Source organism: Achromobacter sp. 1L-A-4-B-C2 (assembly GCF_057291955.1).
This window is the reverse complement of the sequence record NZ_JBXAWP010000001.1, coordinates 977,452-992,124: the sequence shown is the minus strand read 5'-3', so window position 1 is coordinate 992,124 and position 14,673 is coordinate 977,452. Positions and strand designations below refer to the sequence as shown.

The 14,673-nt window shown below is 61.5% G+C and carries 22 protein-coding genes; 20 read left to right on the top strand and 2 right to left on the bottom strand.

The window, feature by feature from the left end; all coding sequences use genetic code 11:
• Positions 1-119 precede the first annotated feature (119 nt).
• From AC0Z35_RS04495 to AC0Z35_RS04470, 6 genes are read left to right on the top strand one after another with little or no spacing between them, the layout of a single operon-like run.
• The gene (locus AC0Z35_RS04495; protein WP_346541222.1) at positions 120-425 is read left to right on the top strand and encodes a hypothetical protein; all 306 of its coding nucleotides are present in this window, start codon (positions 120-122) and stop codon (positions 423-425) included.
• On the top strand, positions 416-910 hold the full coding sequence (locus AC0Z35_RS04490) for a nuclease domain-containing protein (protein ID WP_485131249.1): 495 nt from the start codon (positions 416-418) through the stop codon (positions 908-910). The genes AC0Z35_RS04495 and AC0Z35_RS04490 overlap by 10 nt, the downstream gene beginning before the upstream one ends.
• On the top strand, positions 907-1,740 hold the full coding sequence (locus tag AC0Z35_RS04485; protein WP_485131250.1) for a YdaU family protein: 834 nt from the start codon (positions 907-909) through the stop codon (positions 1,738-1,740). Before AC0Z35_RS04490 ends, AC0Z35_RS04485 begins: the two co-directional genes overlap by 4 nt.
• A complete protein-coding gene (locus tag AC0Z35_RS04480; protein ID WP_485131251.1) occupies positions 1,724-2,425 on the top strand; it encodes a hypothetical protein in 702 nt (233 codons plus the stop codon). The genes AC0Z35_RS04485 and AC0Z35_RS04480 overlap by 17 nt, the downstream gene beginning before the upstream one ends.
• A complete protein-coding gene (locus tag AC0Z35_RS04475; protein WP_485131252.1) occupies positions 2,422-2,844 on the top strand; it encodes a putative PDDEXK endonuclease in 423 nt (140 codons plus the stop codon). The genes AC0Z35_RS04480 and AC0Z35_RS04475 overlap by 4 nt, the downstream gene beginning before the upstream one ends.
• Complete coding sequence (locus tag AC0Z35_RS04470) at positions 2,844-3,485, top strand: hypothetical protein (protein WP_485131253.1); 642 nt, start codon at positions 2,844-2,846, stop codon at positions 3,483-3,485. Before AC0Z35_RS04475 ends, AC0Z35_RS04470 begins: the two co-directional genes overlap by 1 nt.
• Before the next feature lie 135 nt (positions 3,486-3,620).
• On the opposite strand, the gene AC0Z35_RS04465 is transcribed toward AC0Z35_RS04470, so the two are convergent.
• The gene (locus AC0Z35_RS04465) at positions 3,621-3,863 is read right to left on the bottom strand and encodes a hypothetical protein (protein ID WP_485131254.1); all 243 of its coding nucleotides are present in this window, start codon (positions 3,861-3,863) and stop codon (positions 3,621-3,623) included.
• 540 nt (positions 3,864-4,403) lie between these two features.
• Here AC0Z35_RS04465 and AC0Z35_RS04460 point away from each other — a divergent pair.
• Complete coding sequence (locus AC0Z35_RS04460) at positions 4,404-4,835, top strand: H-NS histone family protein (protein ID WP_104145972.1); 432 nt, start codon at positions 4,404-4,406, stop codon at positions 4,833-4,835.
• A 615-nt stretch (positions 4,836-5,450) separates the two neighbouring features.
• Here AC0Z35_RS04460 and AC0Z35_RS04455 read toward each other — a convergent pair.
• A complete protein-coding gene (locus tag AC0Z35_RS04455) occupies positions 5,451-5,804 on the bottom strand; it encodes a response regulator transcription factor (RefSeq protein WP_485131255.1) in 354 nt (117 codons plus the stop codon).
• Between the two features lie 286 nt (positions 5,805-6,090).
• Here AC0Z35_RS04455 and AC0Z35_RS04450 point away from each other — a divergent pair, with 286 nt between their 5' ends.
• The 13 genes from AC0Z35_RS04450 to AC0Z35_RS04390 all read left to right on the top strand — a co-directional run bounded on the left by AC0Z35_RS04450 (position 6,091) and on the right by AC0Z35_RS04390 (position 14,621).
• A complete protein-coding gene (locus AC0Z35_RS04450; protein WP_485131256.1) occupies positions 6,091-6,423 on the top strand; it encodes an HNH endonuclease in 333 nt (110 codons plus the stop codon).
• On the top strand, positions 6,423-6,590 hold the full coding sequence (locus AC0Z35_RS04445; protein ID WP_485131257.1) for a hypothetical protein: 168 nt from the start codon (positions 6,423-6,425) through the stop codon (positions 6,588-6,590). Before AC0Z35_RS04450 ends, AC0Z35_RS04445 begins: the two co-directional genes overlap by 1 nt.
• A gap of 186 nt (positions 6,591-6,776) precedes the next feature.
• Positions 6,777-7,097, top strand: coding sequence for a hypothetical protein (locus AC0Z35_RS04440; RefSeq protein WP_127185228.1), 321 nt, complete (start codon positions 6,777-6,779; stop codon positions 7,095-7,097).
• Positions 7,098-7,143: 46 nt separating this feature from the next.
• The gene (locus AC0Z35_RS04435; protein ID WP_485131258.1) at positions 7,144-8,844 is read left to right on the top strand and encodes a terminase large subunit; all 1,701 of its coding nucleotides are present in this window, start codon (positions 7,144-7,146) and stop codon (positions 8,842-8,844) included.
• The gene (locus tag AC0Z35_RS04430) at positions 8,844-10,184 is read left to right on the top strand and encodes a phage portal protein (protein WP_485131259.1); all 1,341 of its coding nucleotides are present in this window, start codon (positions 8,844-8,846) and stop codon (positions 10,182-10,184) included. Before AC0Z35_RS04435 ends, AC0Z35_RS04430 begins: the two co-directional genes overlap by 1 nt.
• Positions 10,150-10,890, top strand: coding sequence for a head maturation protease, ClpP-related (locus AC0Z35_RS04425; RefSeq protein WP_485131260.1), 741 nt, complete (start codon positions 10,150-10,152; stop codon positions 10,888-10,890). The genes AC0Z35_RS04430 and AC0Z35_RS04425 overlap by 35 nt, the downstream gene beginning before the upstream one ends.
• 68 nt (positions 10,891-10,958) lie before the next feature.
• Positions 10,959-12,197: a phage major capsid protein gene (locus tag AC0Z35_RS04420; protein WP_485131261.1), complete on the top strand. Its 1,239-nt coding sequence runs from the start codon at positions 10,959-10,961 to the stop codon at positions 12,195-12,197.
• A 66-nt stretch (positions 12,198-12,263) separates the two neighbouring features.
• Positions 12,264-12,590: a hypothetical protein gene (locus AC0Z35_RS04415; RefSeq protein WP_485131262.1), complete on the top strand. Its 327-nt coding sequence runs from the start codon at positions 12,264-12,266 to the stop codon at positions 12,588-12,590.
• Between the two features lie 2 nt (positions 12,591-12,592).
• Positions 12,593-13,012: a head-tail connector protein gene (locus AC0Z35_RS04410; RefSeq protein ID WP_485131263.1), complete on the top strand. Its 420-nt coding sequence runs from the start codon at positions 12,593-12,595 to the stop codon at positions 13,010-13,012.
• Positions 13,009-13,347, top strand: a complete 339-nt coding sequence (locus AC0Z35_RS04405) for a phage head closure protein (protein ID WP_485131264.1) — start codon at positions 13,009-13,011, stop codon at positions 13,345-13,347. Before AC0Z35_RS04410 ends, AC0Z35_RS04405 begins: the two co-directional genes overlap by 4 nt.
• Entirely contained in the window at positions 13,344-13,838 is a 495-nt protein-coding gene (locus AC0Z35_RS04400) for an HK97 gp10 family phage protein (RefSeq protein WP_485131265.1), read from the top strand. The genes AC0Z35_RS04405 and AC0Z35_RS04400 overlap by 4 nt, the downstream gene beginning before the upstream one ends.
• Positions 13,831-14,184 (top strand): DUF3168 domain-containing protein, encoded by a 354-nt coding sequence (locus AC0Z35_RS04395; protein WP_485131266.1) that lies wholly within the window; start codon positions 13,831-13,833, stop codon positions 14,182-14,184. The genes AC0Z35_RS04400 and AC0Z35_RS04395 overlap by 8 nt, the downstream gene beginning before the upstream one ends.
• Positions 14,181-14,621, top strand: coding sequence for a hypothetical protein (locus AC0Z35_RS04390; RefSeq protein ID WP_485131267.1), 441 nt, complete (start codon positions 14,181-14,183; stop codon positions 14,619-14,621). Before AC0Z35_RS04395 ends, AC0Z35_RS04390 begins: the two co-directional genes overlap by 4 nt.
• The last annotated feature ends 52 nt before the right edge of the window (positions 14,622-14,673 follow it).

Here is a 14,673-nt window from a genome sequence, read left to right as displayed (position 1 = left end):
GCGGTTCGTCCGGGATGCATGCGGCATCGCCAGCCGCGCTGAGCTGGATCACAACGCCAAGGCGGCAACACTCTTTCATGAGGCCGTCCGCAAGCCCTTTTTAGACTGGAGCGGCGTCTATGGCTGACTGCCTCCACATGTTCCGGGGCTACCGGGTGCCGCCCAAGACGGTCGAAGCCGTCAAGCAAGCCATCATCGATACTCCGCGCCGCGTTGATGTAGTGGCACTACGGGCCATTGTGCTGCCCGCCTTGGTGGCGGTGGACCCTTGGCCCAGCACGCCGCGCGCTGATGCTGCCGCCCGTGCCGTTGATTCGTTTCTGTTCGATGCTGCCCGCGCTGGCCTGATCAAACGTCGCGCAAACGCCTGGAAATTCCCGTACTGGTGGCGAGTCAAGACGAAGCCGGAGGCGGTATGTCGCTGACGCGCCGCACGCCCCTCAAGAACAAGACCCCCATGAAGCGCAGCGCCACGCCGATGATGCGTGCAGCGCCGATGCGGACCACCCCTATGCCGCCCCCACGCGCAGCCATCAGTGCGCGCAAGAAGGGCAAGAGGAAGACAAAGACCGTCTATCGCAATCCCGCGCTGTTGGCGCTTGCCAAGGACGAGGAATGTCTTACACGCGTACCCAGCTACTGCTGGGGCGGGATTGAAAGCACGGTATCGGCCCATTCGAATCGGACGCGCGACGGTAAAGGCAAGGGCATCAAGGCGCATGACTGGTGCATCGCGTTTGCCTGCGGCGGCTGCCATTTCTTCCTGGATCAGTCCAAAGCACCGCGCGCGATGAAGCTTAGCTATTTCATCCCCGCCTTGCGCCTCACGCGCCAGCGAATCATTGACCTGGGCAAGTGGCCCGAGGAAGCGGAGCGCGGCTTTCAAGCGCTCTATGGAGTCACCGAATGAACTACTACAGCCACAACATCGGCGACTACGCCCAGGCCACGATGCACTTGAGCCTGATCGAAGACGCCATCTATAGCCGCTTGCTGCGCCGCTACTACGCCGAGGAACAGCCGATCAAAGACGATCTGCAACAGGTCTGCCGTTGGGTGGGGGCGCGCACCGAGGAAGAGCGCGCGGCCGTGCCGATGATCCTGCAAGAGTTCTTCGAGCTTGTGGACGGGGCATGGCGCAATAAGCGAGCGGATAGCGAAATCGCCGCGTACCAGCAGAAGGCGAAAACCAACCGGGATAACGGGAAGGCAGGCGGAAGGCCCAAGAAGAAACCCAACGAAACCCAGTCGGTTTCTGATGGGTTGCCAGAAGAAACCCAAACGGATGCGAAAGCAAACCCAGTCGGGGGCCAGAAAGAACCCAGTCGTAACCCTAACCAAGAACCAATAACCAAGAACCAATATTCCGTTCCTAGCGGAACGGGCGGCACGCCGCCGCAGCCGCCATCGGCCGTCGAGAAGATTTTCGCCTTGGGCCTGCCTTTGCTGATCGCTGCCGGCCAGCCCGAGAAGCAAGCGCGCTCCATGCTGGGCATGTTCCGCAAGGGCCACGACGACGCGGACATCGTGCGGGCCATCCAGCAATGCGTGGACGACCAGGCCATTGAACCGGTTGCCTACCTGCAACGTGTCCTGCGCTCCGGTGCGGCACGGCCCAGCCGCCCGCAGAGTGCGGCCCAACGCCGGGCGTCTTGGAACGAAGAAATGGGCGCGTCGCTTTCGCAAGGCGTGCCACAAACCGAAATCGACATGGGGATCATCGATGTCACAACTCACTAACCCGTCCGCCGTCCAAGGCATTGGCGACCTGGTAATGAAGGAACTGCGCCTGATGTACGGGACCAAGTTTGCTCAGGCATGGGAAGGGCTCACGCCACGCGAGGTCAAAGAGGCGTGGAATCAGATGCTGGCCGGCTTTACCGAAGCCGAGGCCCGCGTGGGCATCGTTGCTTGCTTGAGCCGTGACTGGCCGCCCACGCTGCCCGAGTTCATCCGCCTGTGCCGCCCCTGGATGACGCCCGAGGTTGCTTTCCATGACGCGGTGACGGGGATGACCGCGCGCCGCCGTGGCGAAATTGGGAACTGGGCGCATCCGGCGATTTACTGGGCAGCGGTGGCAGTCGGCACGCATGATTTGCTGAACTGCGGCTATGCGGTGTTGAAGTCGCGGTGGGAACGCGCATTCGGCGACGAAATGGCGCGCGGCCAATGGCATCCGGTCCCCACGCCTGCGCCTGCATTGCCCTCGCCCGGTGCGACCCAAGCGACGCCGGAAGAGGCGGCGAAGGCACTGAAGGCGATGGGGGCGGGTGCAATCCTGAACGAAGCCGGGCGCGACCCCCGCCGAGGCGCCAAGCGCATTTTGGACGCCGTGAAGAAGGGCGGCGCGCAGTACTCGCCCACGGTGATCGCCATGGCGCAAGCCGCGATGGACGCCTACCCGGACCAGGGGGCGCGAGCATGAGCGCAATGGCACGCAACAAAGGCGCGTCGTATGAGCGCAAGGTTGCCAACATGCTGACCGAGGCAACTGGCAAGGTGTGGCGGCGGCGCGTGCGCAACGCGGTCGGCGATAGCGACGTGGTTGCGGACGATCCTGCATTCGCGCGGATCAGCATCGAATGCAAGCACGCCAACACGCTTTGTCTACCCGCATGGTGGCGCCAGGCGCAGGAGCAGGCCGGGGAGCAGGGCGTACCGGTGCTGATCTACAGACAGACGGGCGCGCGTGGCGAATCGGTGATGGTCGATGCCCACGACGTGAACCCAAAGATTTTTCCTGTCCGGGGGCGGTACACCGTCACGCTGGGGTGGGAAGCGGCAATGCAATGGATGCGGGAAATGCTTCCCGCGAAAGTGACTTTTTCCCCGGGAATTTATTGATGACGACCTATACGCTTTCTCGCGTACCTTCGGCCCCGGCCGTGAAAGAAAAGCCCGAGGCGCTTTTCCGTAGTGCCCATGCTGCGCTGGTGTACGCGTTGAATTACTCGATGCAGCAATATGACCGGCCGTTGATGAACAAGGCGATGTCCGGCAAGCCGGAAGGCGAAGGCAAAGGCCTCTCGGGCATTGATGGCGCAGGGCAGGCGGGCATGATACGCGCGCAACTGAATCGCCTGCCGCCCTTGTACCGCGCCGTCCTGATCGCCAGCACCGCACAGGCCGAATTCCCGTGCGATTGCAAGGCCGCTTGTTGCATTGGTCGAAAGGTGAACCCGGAATGGCAGGACGCTATGAGCGAGGTAACCACGGCGGCTGCGGCGGGAGCACTGGCGGGTTGCGTGTCGAACGGCCGATTGCGATCCGCGTTGATTCAGCGGTTGCTGGGTGCTAAAGCAACTTTGGCCGACCTAGCCGCGCGGCACGATGTCGATGAGAAAACTGCGGGGGCGCACAGCGCGAAGCTGAAGCGATGGCTTTTCGGGGGCGCCGGCGCAGCGCCAGGCGTGCATCAACAGGCGAGTCGAGCGTTTTCTGAATGTCTCCAGGCGTCAGGTTTGATCGATCCGGTAGACGCCTAAAAAAAAAAGTCGTTGACCGGTGGTGTTTTTTCCCCCAATATAGGCGCAGAACGGATACGGTGTATTACTGCGTCCATGAAAAGCCCGCCAGCGAAATGGCGGGCTATTTTGTTTGTTCGCGGCGATGCGTGAGGACTAATGGGCCACTTGTGGGGGGCCAGGGCCAAACCATCCCAAGGCATTCAGCAGCTGTCGCTTGAGGTCTGCGGCTTGCTCCCTGTCAAGAATGAAAACAAATGAGCCAGGCGTCTCCTCTGCGGTGGAATCCGCCAAGGGAATATGTTCGACGCGCATGATCACGGCGTTGAGTTCCCCTTCCAGTGCCCCCACTTCAAAGCTGACGGCGCGGGCGATGTTCGCTTCCGGATTATCAATCATGATGTAGCTCCGGAGTGAACCCCGCGGACTTTCACATTAGCACTCAGCCCACCTGTGGGGAATAGTGAACATGCGCCGGGCTGCCTAGCCTCTGAATCGCCCGGTACTGCGTTCCAAGCCAGCTAGGCCGGATCAGTCCGAGCCCTTTCTATCCCTGCTACGTCCGGCTGCGTCAGACGGCAGGCAACCGCGAGAAGCGCCGTCCCGTCAGACAATTGGTAATTGTTCTCGCCGTGCCACGAAACGGGCTGCCCGTCCCGCAAGCAGCAATAGAAAAAGGCCTGTTGGCCATCGTCGCACGGCAGTGATCGGCATCTCCGTTCGATGATGTACGTCACCCCGTCGCGGTCAACTGCGACAAGCTCCATAGGCCGTTTTGTGTAGTGTGCCTCCATGACGCCCCTCCGTTTACTTTAGGGTCTGTTCCCAGATGTCATTGGGTCACTGTCGTCTTGGGGGGTCAATACAGCTTTAGCCCACATCCGATGCAAACACCGGCGCTAATCAGGGTTACTCCTATCATCGCGAGGTTTGCGCTACATGGTGAGGGTAAGCCCGGCTCCCTACATAATTGTGGGAGGAATAAAGTGCTTAAGTCGGTCAACGGGAGCCGCCATGAAGCCACCAAACGCACTGAAAGGCATATCTGCCGCAATCGGTCTGTTGGAGCATCGCGTAAACGCGCTGCGTGCAAAGAGAAGAGCCCTGGCTGTTCGCGAAATTGTTCGTTTGATGCGTCAGTCGCAAATCGAGCCGGATGACATAACGGCCGCATTTCAGCTTTCGTCGGATTCCTCGACTGCTCCGGTACCGCGCTTCGATGGACGATCTCGAGTCGCGCCAAAGTACCGAGACCCGGAGACGGGACAAACATGGACCGGGCGAGGTGTCATTCCACGTTGGCTCGCTGCCGCCGAATCAGAGGGCCGCGATCGCCGGCACTTTATCGTCGAACAGCCAACGCAACATTAGGCGCGCGACGTCGCACCGGACCTTTGCGGCTAAGATACTGAACCCGGACACAGGGCAGCGGCGCCTGCGTCTTCCACTGCCTCCACATCCGCGAGCAAGCCACAGGACTTTATTGACCAGTGCGGCGACTGGCCGTTGCTGCGCGCTTTAAAAGCGCGGACATATTTGTGGTGCTGATGGGAATGACAGGCCCTGGCGCGGATGTGTATTGAAGTTGTGCCCAAGCGCAGTCGGAGACGAGCGGAAGTGGTCTTCGATATGTGAGCGGTTGACGTCACTGCCAACCGTTATCCTCATCCGCATAAATCTATCCCCTCGCGGCGGCTGATTCAGTATGTCCTCTAGAATTAGGGCAAACTGTAGCGCTGCGCCATTCGCAGCCATATCTTGATGCGCCACAAGCAAAACCTGGATTGGTCCCTTCGGACGTGGCTCCCACCCTGTGAAGCTTTCTTCAAGGGAAATTTCTTCGGGGCATCTAGAACATATGGCTGTGACCGTCTCCAGATCGCCAACCAGTGCAACTAGAAATTCTGTAGTGCGGGATGGAGCTTCGCTCATAGGCCGGGAACCAGTTTCTTTCGCCGTGCGTGGGAACTTAAAAGTCTGAGTGGATCAGGGCTTTGCCGAAATGCACGCGTGCAGCTCGTCGAGGTGCGCGGGCTTGGAAAGCCATGCGTCTACCCCCGGAGGCAAAGGCCCCGATTCGTATTCGCTGACCGTCCCGCTAAAGACAATGATGCGGGCGCGACCTCGGGACAGGACTTTTAGGTCAACGGCCAAATCTAGGCCAGACGTGCCGGCAAGCTGTACATCGAGCAGAATCGCATCGGGCGCAAAGTCAACTGTCGCACGTAGAGCGGCCTCATCGTCGGGGGCGATCTGGACGATGATTTCGCTATCCATCATCAAGCACTCTGCTGTCAGCTCGGCTGTGGCCGCATCATCGTCAACGATTAGAACGCGCATGAAGGCCCCCCGATTTATCCGACTGAAATGTCCCGGCGGCGGCCCCGTTCGCGATATGTCGCCCCATCGCTTCCAGCTTTGAACTGTGCGCCCGATCCAGTAGGCGGTCAACCTGCGGGTTGTACATAGCGAGGCCGCGCGCCGGTTCCGAGTTGGCACGTCTTGGCGCGCCCGTCCGCCCCCGAGGACCGCTGAGGGCCGCGCGGGGGCCTGGTTAGCGGCGGCAGGCGCGGCGCATCGGGCAACGTGCCAGTGCTGACGCCCGGCACAATCCAAAGGCTTAACCATGAAACTCACGACACTGAAGCCGCGTTTGGCTACGGTCGGCCCCAGGCTTTCGGCCGCGCCGACGCCAAGCGCAAAACGGATGACAGGCCGCAAGCTGCAAGACCGCAGGTTGCAAGTATGGTCCGCTAATCCGCACTGCGCGCATTGTGGATCGTTGACCCTGTACCCGCACGGCTTCGAGCTTGACCACAAGGTAAGTCTGTTCGATGGCGGCGAAGACGTCGACGGAAACACGCAGGTGCTGTGCGTCTCGCGCGATGCGCTCGGGCGTAAGGTCGGATGCCATGACGCCAAGACACGGCAGGACATGGGATACAGGGGCCGCACGTAATGGCACCGCACGCAGTCACGATCTCGGTTCGCGTCGCGTGGTGGGTGCGCTGGTATCTATCCGGCGTGGCATTGGCCGCGCAGATCACCGGTGCAACGCCAGACGCGGGCAAGGTGACGCGCTGGATCGGGCGTGGCCTGTCCGTCTGCGTCACCAGAAGGCCTTAGCGGGCCGCACGGTCTTGGTGATGGTGCGCGCGCGGCTGCTCCGTCGTCGCGCCCTGGCGGCCCTGTGCGCGGGCGGTAGAGGCCATGGCAGAGGGGGGGCGGGTCGAAAGTCTGGCGGGTTGCCGGATTGGAAACCACCTGTTCCCTCACGCGCAGAAAATTTCCCCTTTTCAAATTGGAATTCAAATGGCTGGAGTCAAAGGACGCAGCGGCGGCGCTCGTTCTGGCGCCGGCCGGCCACGGAAAAAGGTAGACGACACGCCCAAGGCGCCGCCTCCGCTGATCGAGGCGGACAACATGTTGGACCTCCTTCAGAAAGTTGCCCTCGGACAGGTGGAGGCGACCGCGCTACAGGTGCGCGCCGCGATCGCCGCAGTTCAGTACACGCACGCCAAGAAGGGCGAAGGCGGGAAGAAGGGCGAAAAGGATGCAGCCGCGAGAAAAGCCAGCGCCGGGAAGTACGCCCCGGCCGCAGCACCACCCCGGCTTGTCGTCAACAACTCCTAATCCGAAATGACCCGCCAGCGCGGCGGTGTTTGCCGCGAGGAACGCAATGCCGAAATGGACTACGTCTTGCCCTGACTGGGCGGAACGGCTGCGCGCCGGCAAGTCGATCATCCCGCCGCCCATCTTCCCCGATGAGGCCGAAGCCGGGCTTGCTGTGATGCGCGATTTACGGATCGTGGACGCGCCTGGCAGTCCGCACATGGCGGATGCGTGCGGTCAATGGGTGTTTGACCTGGCCGCAACCATTTTTGGAGCCTATGACTCGCAGAGCGGGCGCAGGCTCATCAAAGAATGGTTCGTGATGTTGCCGAAGAAGAACTTCAAGTCTGGCCTGGCGGCGTCGATCATGCTGACTTGCCTGATCCGGAACTGGCGGCGGTCGGCCGAGTTCACGATTCTCGCTCCGACAAAGGAAGTGGCGGACAACAGTTTTGGTCCTGCCAAGGACATGGTGAACTTCCTGGAGGAGGATGAGGACGGCGAGGAGTACAGCGAGCTCGCGGATCTTATCCATGTGCAAGAGCACGTGAAGACCCTCACGCACCGCGAGAAGAACGCCAAGCTCAAGGTGATCGCAGCTGACGCGAGTACGACTGCGGGGAAAAAGTCCGTTGGGATTTTGGTCGAAGAGTTGTGGCTCTTTGGCAAAGAGGCAAACGCCAAAGACATGCTCCGCGAGGCGTCCGGCGGCCTGGCGTCCCGGCCTGAGGGGTTTGTGATCTACATCACAACCCAGAGTGACGATCCACCGGCGGGGGTGTTCAAGGAAAAGCTCGACTACGCGCGCAAGGTACGAGACGGGGAGATCCACGATCCGCAATTCATGCCGATCCTCTTCGAGCATCCACCAGAAATGGTGAAGACCGAAGAATGCTTGCTCTTGGAGAACCTACCGATGGTCAACCCCAATATGGGGTATTCGGTGGACGAAGAATTCCTGGCGCGAGAGTACCGAAAGGCGGCTGACGAAGGGAAAGAGTCACTTAAGGGCTTCCTGGCGAAGTACGGAAACGTCGAGATCGGCCTCAATCTGCGTTCGGACCGGTGGGCGGGCGCGGACCATTGGTTGGCGCGCGGCAATAGAGTTTTGACGCTTCCCGCGCTGCTCGAACGTTCCGAGGTGGTGACCGTCGGCATTGACGGGGGCGGGCTGGACGACTTGCTCGGCTTCGGGCTCATTGGTCGAGAGCGTGGAACGGGGAACTGGCTGCACTGGGGGCGCGCTTGGGCGCATCCCTCCGTCCTTGAGCGGCGCAAGGACATCGCCCCGCGGCTGCAAGACTTCGAGAAGGCCGGCGACCTGGTCATCGTGAACCAGATCGGCGAAGACACAGCCGAACTTGCCGCCATTGTGCGCCAGGTGTTCGAGGCGGGTCTGCTGCCTGAGAAAAACGCCATCGGCGCCGATCAGAACGGCGTGACTTTCAACGACGCACTGCTGGAAGCGGAGATCCCCGAAGACTTGATCGTGGGGGTGTCGCAGGGCTGGCGCCTGGGCGGGATCATCAAGACGGTAGAGCGCAAGCTGGCCGAAGGGACGTTTCTGCACGGCGATCAGCCCCTGATGGCCTGGAGTGTGGGCAATGCCCGTATCGAAGTGCGAGCAAATGGAATAGTGATCACGAAGCAGGCCAGCGGCACGGCGAAGATTGACCCGCTCATGGCCCTCTTCGACGCGGCGCAACTGATGTCGCTTAACCCATCGGCAGGCGTCCAGAAAATTCAACAGGGATTCGTGGTGATGTGATGGGACTACTTTCCAGATTTTTCGGCTCGGACGGCCAGGCGGCACAGCCAGACAGCCGACAAGAGCCAGCAATTGGCAACATCGCCGACGGCGGGACGGTCTCCTCGTCCGACATCCGCATGTACGAGATCTTCGGCGATCCTCGGACCGCGGCAGGTGCGGTGGTCAATGACCAAACTGCTATGCGGGTATCGGCGGTCTACGCCTGTGTTTCGCTGATCGCTGGATCCATCGCGCAGTTGCCTCTGCCCATCTTCGAGCGCGTGGACGGGGCGCGGCAGCAGGTGGACCACGCGTACTGGTGGACACTCAACGAACAGTTTTGCCCCACTTGGGTAGCTTCTGCTGCGTGGGAATTTTTGATCACGCAGATGCTGTTGCGGGGCGATGGAATTGCGTACATCGTTCGCAACCGTGCCGGCGCAATGACGAGCCTGATCCCCTGGCCCCGCTCCCGTGTGGAGATCCGCGAACAGGAGCGCGAAAGCCCGCGCGAACTACGGCGATTGCAGTACACGTTCTATGACGATAAGGGCTTCTTTACGGTCGATCAGGATGACGTGATTCACATCCCCGGCTTCGGGTTCAACGGCATCAGCTCGATGTCGGTGATTCAGTGGGGGGCGCGAAACGGCATTGGCATTGCCATTCAGGGCGACGAACATGCCGGGAAGTTCTTCAGCGAAGGAGGCAAGCCCGAGGTAGCGATCAAGGCGCCGGCAGCCATGTCCCCGGACATGCAAGAGGATTTTCGCGCCGCTTGGATTGCGAAGTATGGCGGCATTCAGGGCAACCGCCGCATACCGCTGATTCTGACCGAAGGGTTGGATATCAAGGAACTGACAATGTCGGCGGTGGACCAGCAATTGCTGGAGTCTCGGCAATGGCAGGTGATCGACATGGCGCGAGCCTTCGGCGTTCCACCGCACATGATCGGCGAAATGACCAAGTCCAGCAGCTGGGGGAGCGGCATCGAGCAGATGGGTATCGGCTTTGTGAAATACACATTGGCCCCGCACTTAAAGCGCATCAAGGGCGAGTTGAACCGAAAGCTATTCCGCACCGCGCGGTATTTCACCGAGCACAACACGGATGGGCTCATGGCGGGCGATTCCAAGGCTCAGGCGGACTACTTCGCCAAGGCGCTGGGCGGCCCTGGTGCGCAGGGCTGGATGAGCGTGGACGAGGTGCGCCGCGTGAAGAACCTCCAACCCTTGGGCGGGGATTTTGACCGACCGACGCGGGCGGGCACACAAGCGCAACCCGCACGCGAGGACGATAACGATCAAGACAAGGAAACCGAGAATGAAAATTCCGAAGCTTCTTCAGCTGGCGCGTGATAACGCCTCTGGATCGAAGCCGCTGCGCGCTGAGGCGAGCAATGGCGAGCATACGATCTACCTGCATGGGGTGATCGGCGGGTGGTGGGGCGATATAGACGCTACCGACTTCGCCAAGGCTCTTTCCAGCGTCAAGGCCGACACGATCCATCTGCGCATTAACTCGCCCGGGGGCGACGTGTTCGACGCTCGCGCGATAATGACCGCGATCCGGCAGCATTCGGCGAAGGTGGTTGCTCACGTGGACGGGTTGGCCGCTTCCGCGGCGACGGACGTTTGCATGGCCTGCGACGAGGTCGAGATCTCGCAGGGGGCATTCTTCATGATCCACAACGCCTGGACGGTTGCCATCGGCAACAAGGCCGACATGCGGGAAACGGCCGATCTGCTTGAAAAGGTGGACGGCGCGATCACCGCCGACTATGTGGCCCGCTCCGGCCAGTCGGCGGATCAGGTCGAGGCCTGGATGGACGCGGAGACATGGTTCAGCGCCGACGAGGCGCTGGAGCATGGCTTTGTCGATCGCATCGTTGACGCCGCAGCGAAGAAGCCGACCACCTCCAACGCATGGAATCTGGCGGCCTACCAGAACGCACCCAAGGCGCTGACCGAGCCGAAACCGTCCGATGTCGATGACGCCCAGGTCCAAGCCCTACGAAATGATCTTGAGCGGCGGTTTTCGCTGATCGAGGCTACCCCTGCATAAGCGGCTCCCGCTCGCAGGACAACCCACCGCCTTCGGGCGGTTTTTTTACGACTGAAGGAACCTAAGTTATGGCTTTCAATCTTCAAGCCGAGCGGGAGCGCCGCAACGCGCTGGCCAAGGAAACCCGCGCTCTGCTGGATAACAACCCCGGCGCCAACTGGAACGCCGACCACCAGAAGAAGTACGACGACAACACGGCGGAAATCGAGCGCATCGACGGTGCCATCGCACGCCATCAGAAAATGATGGACCTGACGGCTGAAAACGACCTTCACGACGCGGGCGTGCGTGAGCACGATGCGCGCCCCGGCGCCAAAGGCGCCCGACCGGCGGATGTCGCCCTGTTCGATAAGTGGTGCCGTGGCGGCGACAACGCGCTGAGCGCCGAGGACTGGAACCATATCCGTGGCGCCATGAGCGGTAACCCGGCCGTGAATCCCGAGCAGGGCGGCTACACGGTGCCCACCACGGTGGCCAGTTCGATCCTGGACGCGTTGAAGACGTTCGGCGGCATGCGGCAGGTCGCCCAAATCCTTCGCACCGCGGGCGGCGAGCCCATGCAGTACCCCACCAGCGACGGCACGAACGAAGAGGGCGAGATCGTCGCGGAAAACCAGTCGGCGACGGACCAGGACGTAAGCTTCGGCACGAAGGGCCTGCAGGTCTACAAGTTCAGCTCCAAGGTGGTGACCGTGCCCTGGGAGCTGCTGCAAGATAGCTCGTCCGACATCGAGGGCTTTATCACCCAGCGTCTCAATACCCGCCTCGGTCGCGTCACCAATCGCCACTACACGGTCGGGGCCGGCACGTCCGGCCCCATGGGCGTGGTTACCGCCGCCGGCGTCGGCAAGATCGGCGCCGTCTCGGCAATTCCTCTGATCACCTACGACGATCTGGTGGACATCGAGCACAGCGTGGACCCGGCCTATCGCCTGGGCGCCAAGTGGATGTTCCACGACGACATGCTCAAGATGGTGCGCAAGATCAAGGACGATCAGGGCCGCCCGATCTTCGTTCCCGGCTACGAGCAGGGAAACCCCGGCGGCGCGCCGGATCGCCTGCTGAATCGTGACATCCAGATCAACCAGCACATGCCGGTGCCGGCGGCCGCCGCCAAGTCCATCGCGTTCGGCGACTTCAGCTTGTACAAGATCCGCGACGTGATGGCGATCACGCTGTTCCGCTTCAACGATTCTGCCTACGTCAAAAAGGGCCAGGTTGGCTTCTTGGCCTGGATGCGTTCGGGCGGCAATCTGGTCGACGTGGGCGGCGCGGTGAAGCTGTTCCAGCACGGCGCCGCGGCCTAAGCGGCATCCGGGTGATCGCTGGCCGGCGGGCACATACCACTGGTCGGCTCTTTAAAGGAGAAATCCATGGCACGAAAAACGACGGCCCAGACCGCGCCGAGTGGCGAGCCCCTGGGCACGCCCGCTTTGCCTGACCAGGCAGCCGCTGCTGCTGCTGCTGCTGGGGAGGTCGGCGCTACCGCCCAGGCGGCGACAATGCCGGGCCTGACCGAATCGCTGGCGCCGACCCCCGAACCGGACGACCGAAAGTGGGTTAAGGCTCTGGTGCTGCACGACAGCATCTATGGCAAGTGCGGCGAAGTGCGCGAGTTCGACGCCGAACATGTTCCCGCGCTTAAAGGCGCCGGATATATCGATCCCCACCCGAAGGCGGTGGAATCGGCCGGAGGCTGAACATGCTGCGCCTGATCACTCCCGCGATTAGCGAGCCCATCAGCGTGGACCGGGTGAAGCGGCTTCTACGTATTGATCACGATGCCCTGGATGAGGATATCCCAGGGCTGATAACCGCGGCCCGCGAATTGGTCGAGCGAAGAACGGGCTTTGCGCTCGCCGCAGCGTCCTACGAATGGACTCCCGTCGGCGGCCGGACGGCCCCATTGCCCCTCTGGCCGGCCGATCTGGACGGGGAGCCAGGAGCGTATCCAGTGCTTTTCACATCCCGACCGGGGCCCGCTCCAGAGCCGCTGAAATTAGCGATTGTGATGTTGGTAGGCGACATGCTGAACAACCCCGAGGCAGCGGGTGAAAAGATGCTCCATGAGAATCCTGGATTTGCGCGACTGGTCTTCCCCTATGGTCGGGTGTTGCCATGAGAGCCGGATCGCTGAACAGCCGCATTGAACTCCTTAAAAATGCAGAGGAACGTGACGCGGCGAACGAGCTAACCAACAAGTGGGTTCGCTATGGCCCGCCGAACTGGGCGTCGATACGGCACACGTCGGGGATTCAGGCAATCAAGGCCGGTGCGGAGCGTCAAATTGTCAAAGCGAGCATCAGGCTCAGATTTCGGCTAGACGTTGTCGCGGGGATGCGTGTTCAACATCGTGAAGACTTCTACGAAATTGAGGCGGTCCTGGCGGATGAAGTGAATCGGGATCATGTCGATCTCGTTTGCAGACTCCTATCACCTATCGAGGTTGCCGCATGAGCCTGCGAAGGACGCACACGAGTCGATCCGTATCCTTCTCCTTCGAGGGGGATATCGCCGGCCAAATTGCGACGTTTGTGGAGAGGGTGCGCGAGGAAGCGGTCCGCCCTGCGGCGCATGCCATGGCGGTGGTTCTCTACGACGAAATGCGAGCGCGAGTTCCCTTCCATATGGGCAAGCTTCAGGGAGCCATTTATCGGTGGTTCGACGCGTCAGAATCTGACGCAGACCGCAAGACATATCAGGTCGGCGTGAATAAGAGCAAGGCGCCACATTGGTGGCTCGTTGAGCATGGCCACTGGCGCCGCCACGCTGTGCTGAGGCTACCGGACGGGGCGTACGTCACCCTCAAGGATAAGCCATTGAAAACGCCGATATTCGAACCGGCGCAGCCGTATCTACGAGTATCGGTGGACGCAAAAATCGCGGCGGCGGTCGAGGCAGGACGGCTGCGAATGGCCGAAAAAATCGGGGAGATTATGAATGCTTGAACCGATGATTGTTGCGGTCCTTGCCCCTCTTGTGGAGGGCCGCGTATTTCCCGATACCGCAGCCGGCGACACGCCCATGCCGTTCATGACGTACCAACAGGTCGGGGGGCGCGATGTCGTGTTTGTGGACGGGGAAACGGCGGACAAGCAGGGCGCTCGCGTCCAGATCAATGTCTGGGCGAAGTCCCGCCTGAACGCATCCGGCCTGATTGCGGCTGCCAGGGCGATCCTGTGCGGGGCGCCGACGTTTGCTCGGCCCGAGGGTGGACCGGTGTCCGTCACGGACCCGATCACCGGGTTCAAGGGCGCCACGCAGGATTTCATGATCTGGCACGACACGCTATGACGACACCTCATGTATCCACCGGCTCTACGGTCGGTGTCAGCGCCGTCCTTCCGTCCACGTTGACGCGCTCGGCGTTCGACGCATTGGCCTATACGCCTGTCCGTGGCGTCCGGGTGCTGAGCAGCCTGGGCAAGTCGTATCAGAACGTTCCCTTTCACCCCATTGGCGCAGCAGTTCCTTATCAGCGACGTGTTGCCCAGGCCGCCGCCTCGCTACCGCTGGAGATGTACCGCCTGGTCGATCCGGGTCAGGCCTTGCTGCGCGCAGCGCTTGATTCTGAATCCAGCTTCAGCTTTCGCGTCATGGTTCCGGGTTTCGGGCATCACTATTTCACCGCCCGCGCCTCTAGCCGAATGTTGGGCATCGGTGGCGGGACCGATATCGCTGTCACCAGCGTATCGCTCGAAATCGACAGCCCGATATTTGAGCCGCCGTAATCCCCTTTGATGGCCCGCTGGGCCGAGACCGCCCCTTTGTGGGGCAACACCA

What these genes read in the sequence shown, in the direction of transcription:
- AC0Z35_RS04495 (WP_346541222.1), top strand. Translation starts at nt 120, where the DNA reads ATGGCTGACTGCCTCCACATGTTCCGGGGCTACCGGGTGCCGCCCAAG.
- AC0Z35_RS04490 (WP_485131249.1), top strand. Translation starts at nt 416, where the DNA reads ATGTCGCTGACGCGCCGCACGCCCCTCAAGAACAAGACCCCCATGAAG.
- AC0Z35_RS04485 (WP_485131250.1), top strand. Translation starts at nt 907, where the DNA reads ATGAACTACTACAGCCACAACATCGGCGACTACGCCCAGGCCACGATG.
- AC0Z35_RS04480 (WP_485131251.1), top strand. Translation starts at nt 1,724, where the DNA reads ATGTCACAACTCACTAACCCGTCCGCCGTCCAAGGCATTGGCGACCTG.
- AC0Z35_RS04475 (WP_485131252.1), top strand. Translation starts at nt 2,422, where the DNA reads ATGAGCGCAATGGCACGCAACAAAGGCGCGTCGTATGAGCGCAAGGTT.
- AC0Z35_RS04470 (WP_485131253.1), top strand. Translation starts at nt 2,844, where the DNA reads ATGACGACCTATACGCTTTCTCGCGTACCTTCGGCCCCGGCCGTGAAA.
- AC0Z35_RS04465 (WP_485131254.1), bottom strand. Translation starts at nt 3,863, where the DNA reads ATGATTGATAATCCGGAAGCGAACATCGCCCGCGCCGTCAGCTTTGAA.
- AC0Z35_RS04460 (WP_104145972.1), top strand. Translation starts at nt 4,404, where the DNA reads ATGGTGAGGGTAAGCCCGGCTCCCTACATAATTGTGGGAGGAATAAAG.
- AC0Z35_RS04455 (WP_485131255.1), bottom strand. Translation starts at nt 5,804, where the DNA reads ATGCGCGTTCTAATCGTTGACGATGATGCGGCCACAGCCGAGCTGACA.
- AC0Z35_RS04450 (WP_485131256.1), top strand. Translation starts at nt 6,091, where the DNA reads ATGAAACTCACGACACTGAAGCCGCGTTTGGCTACGGTCGGCCCCAGG.
- AC0Z35_RS04445 (WP_485131257.1), top strand. Translation starts at nt 6,423, where the DNA reads ATGGCACCGCACGCAGTCACGATCTCGGTTCGCGTCGCGTGGTGGGTG.
- AC0Z35_RS04440 (WP_127185228.1), top strand. Translation starts at nt 6,777, where the DNA reads ATGGCTGGAGTCAAAGGACGCAGCGGCGGCGCTCGTTCTGGCGCCGGC.
- AC0Z35_RS04435 (WP_485131258.1), top strand. Translation starts at nt 7,144, where the DNA reads ATGCCGAAATGGACTACGTCTTGCCCTGACTGGGCGGAACGGCTGCGC.
- AC0Z35_RS04430 (WP_485131259.1), top strand. Translation starts at nt 8,844, where the DNA reads ATGGGACTACTTTCCAGATTTTTCGGCTCGGACGGCCAGGCGGCACAG.
- AC0Z35_RS04425 (WP_485131260.1), top strand. Translation starts at nt 10,150, where the DNA reads ATGAAAATTCCGAAGCTTCTTCAGCTGGCGCGTGATAACGCCTCTGGA.
- AC0Z35_RS04420 (WP_485131261.1), top strand. Translation starts at nt 10,959, where the DNA reads ATGGCTTTCAATCTTCAAGCCGAGCGGGAGCGCCGCAACGCGCTGGCC.
- AC0Z35_RS04415 (WP_485131262.1), top strand. Translation starts at nt 12,264, where the DNA reads ATGGCACGAAAAACGACGGCCCAGACCGCGCCGAGTGGCGAGCCCCTG.
- AC0Z35_RS04410 (WP_485131263.1), top strand. Translation starts at nt 12,593, where the DNA reads ATGCTGCGCCTGATCACTCCCGCGATTAGCGAGCCCATCAGCGTGGAC.
- AC0Z35_RS04405 (WP_485131264.1), top strand. Translation starts at nt 13,009, where the DNA reads ATGAGAGCCGGATCGCTGAACAGCCGCATTGAACTCCTTAAAAATGCA.
- AC0Z35_RS04400 (WP_485131265.1), top strand. Translation starts at nt 13,344, where the DNA reads ATGAGCCTGCGAAGGACGCACACGAGTCGATCCGTATCCTTCTCCTTC.
- AC0Z35_RS04395 (WP_485131266.1), top strand. Translation starts at nt 13,831, where the DNA reads ATGCTTGAACCGATGATTGTTGCGGTCCTTGCCCCTCTTGTGGAGGGC.
- AC0Z35_RS04390 (WP_485131267.1), top strand. Translation starts at nt 14,181, where the DNA reads ATGACGACACCTCATGTATCCACCGGCTCTACGGTCGGTGTCAGCGCC.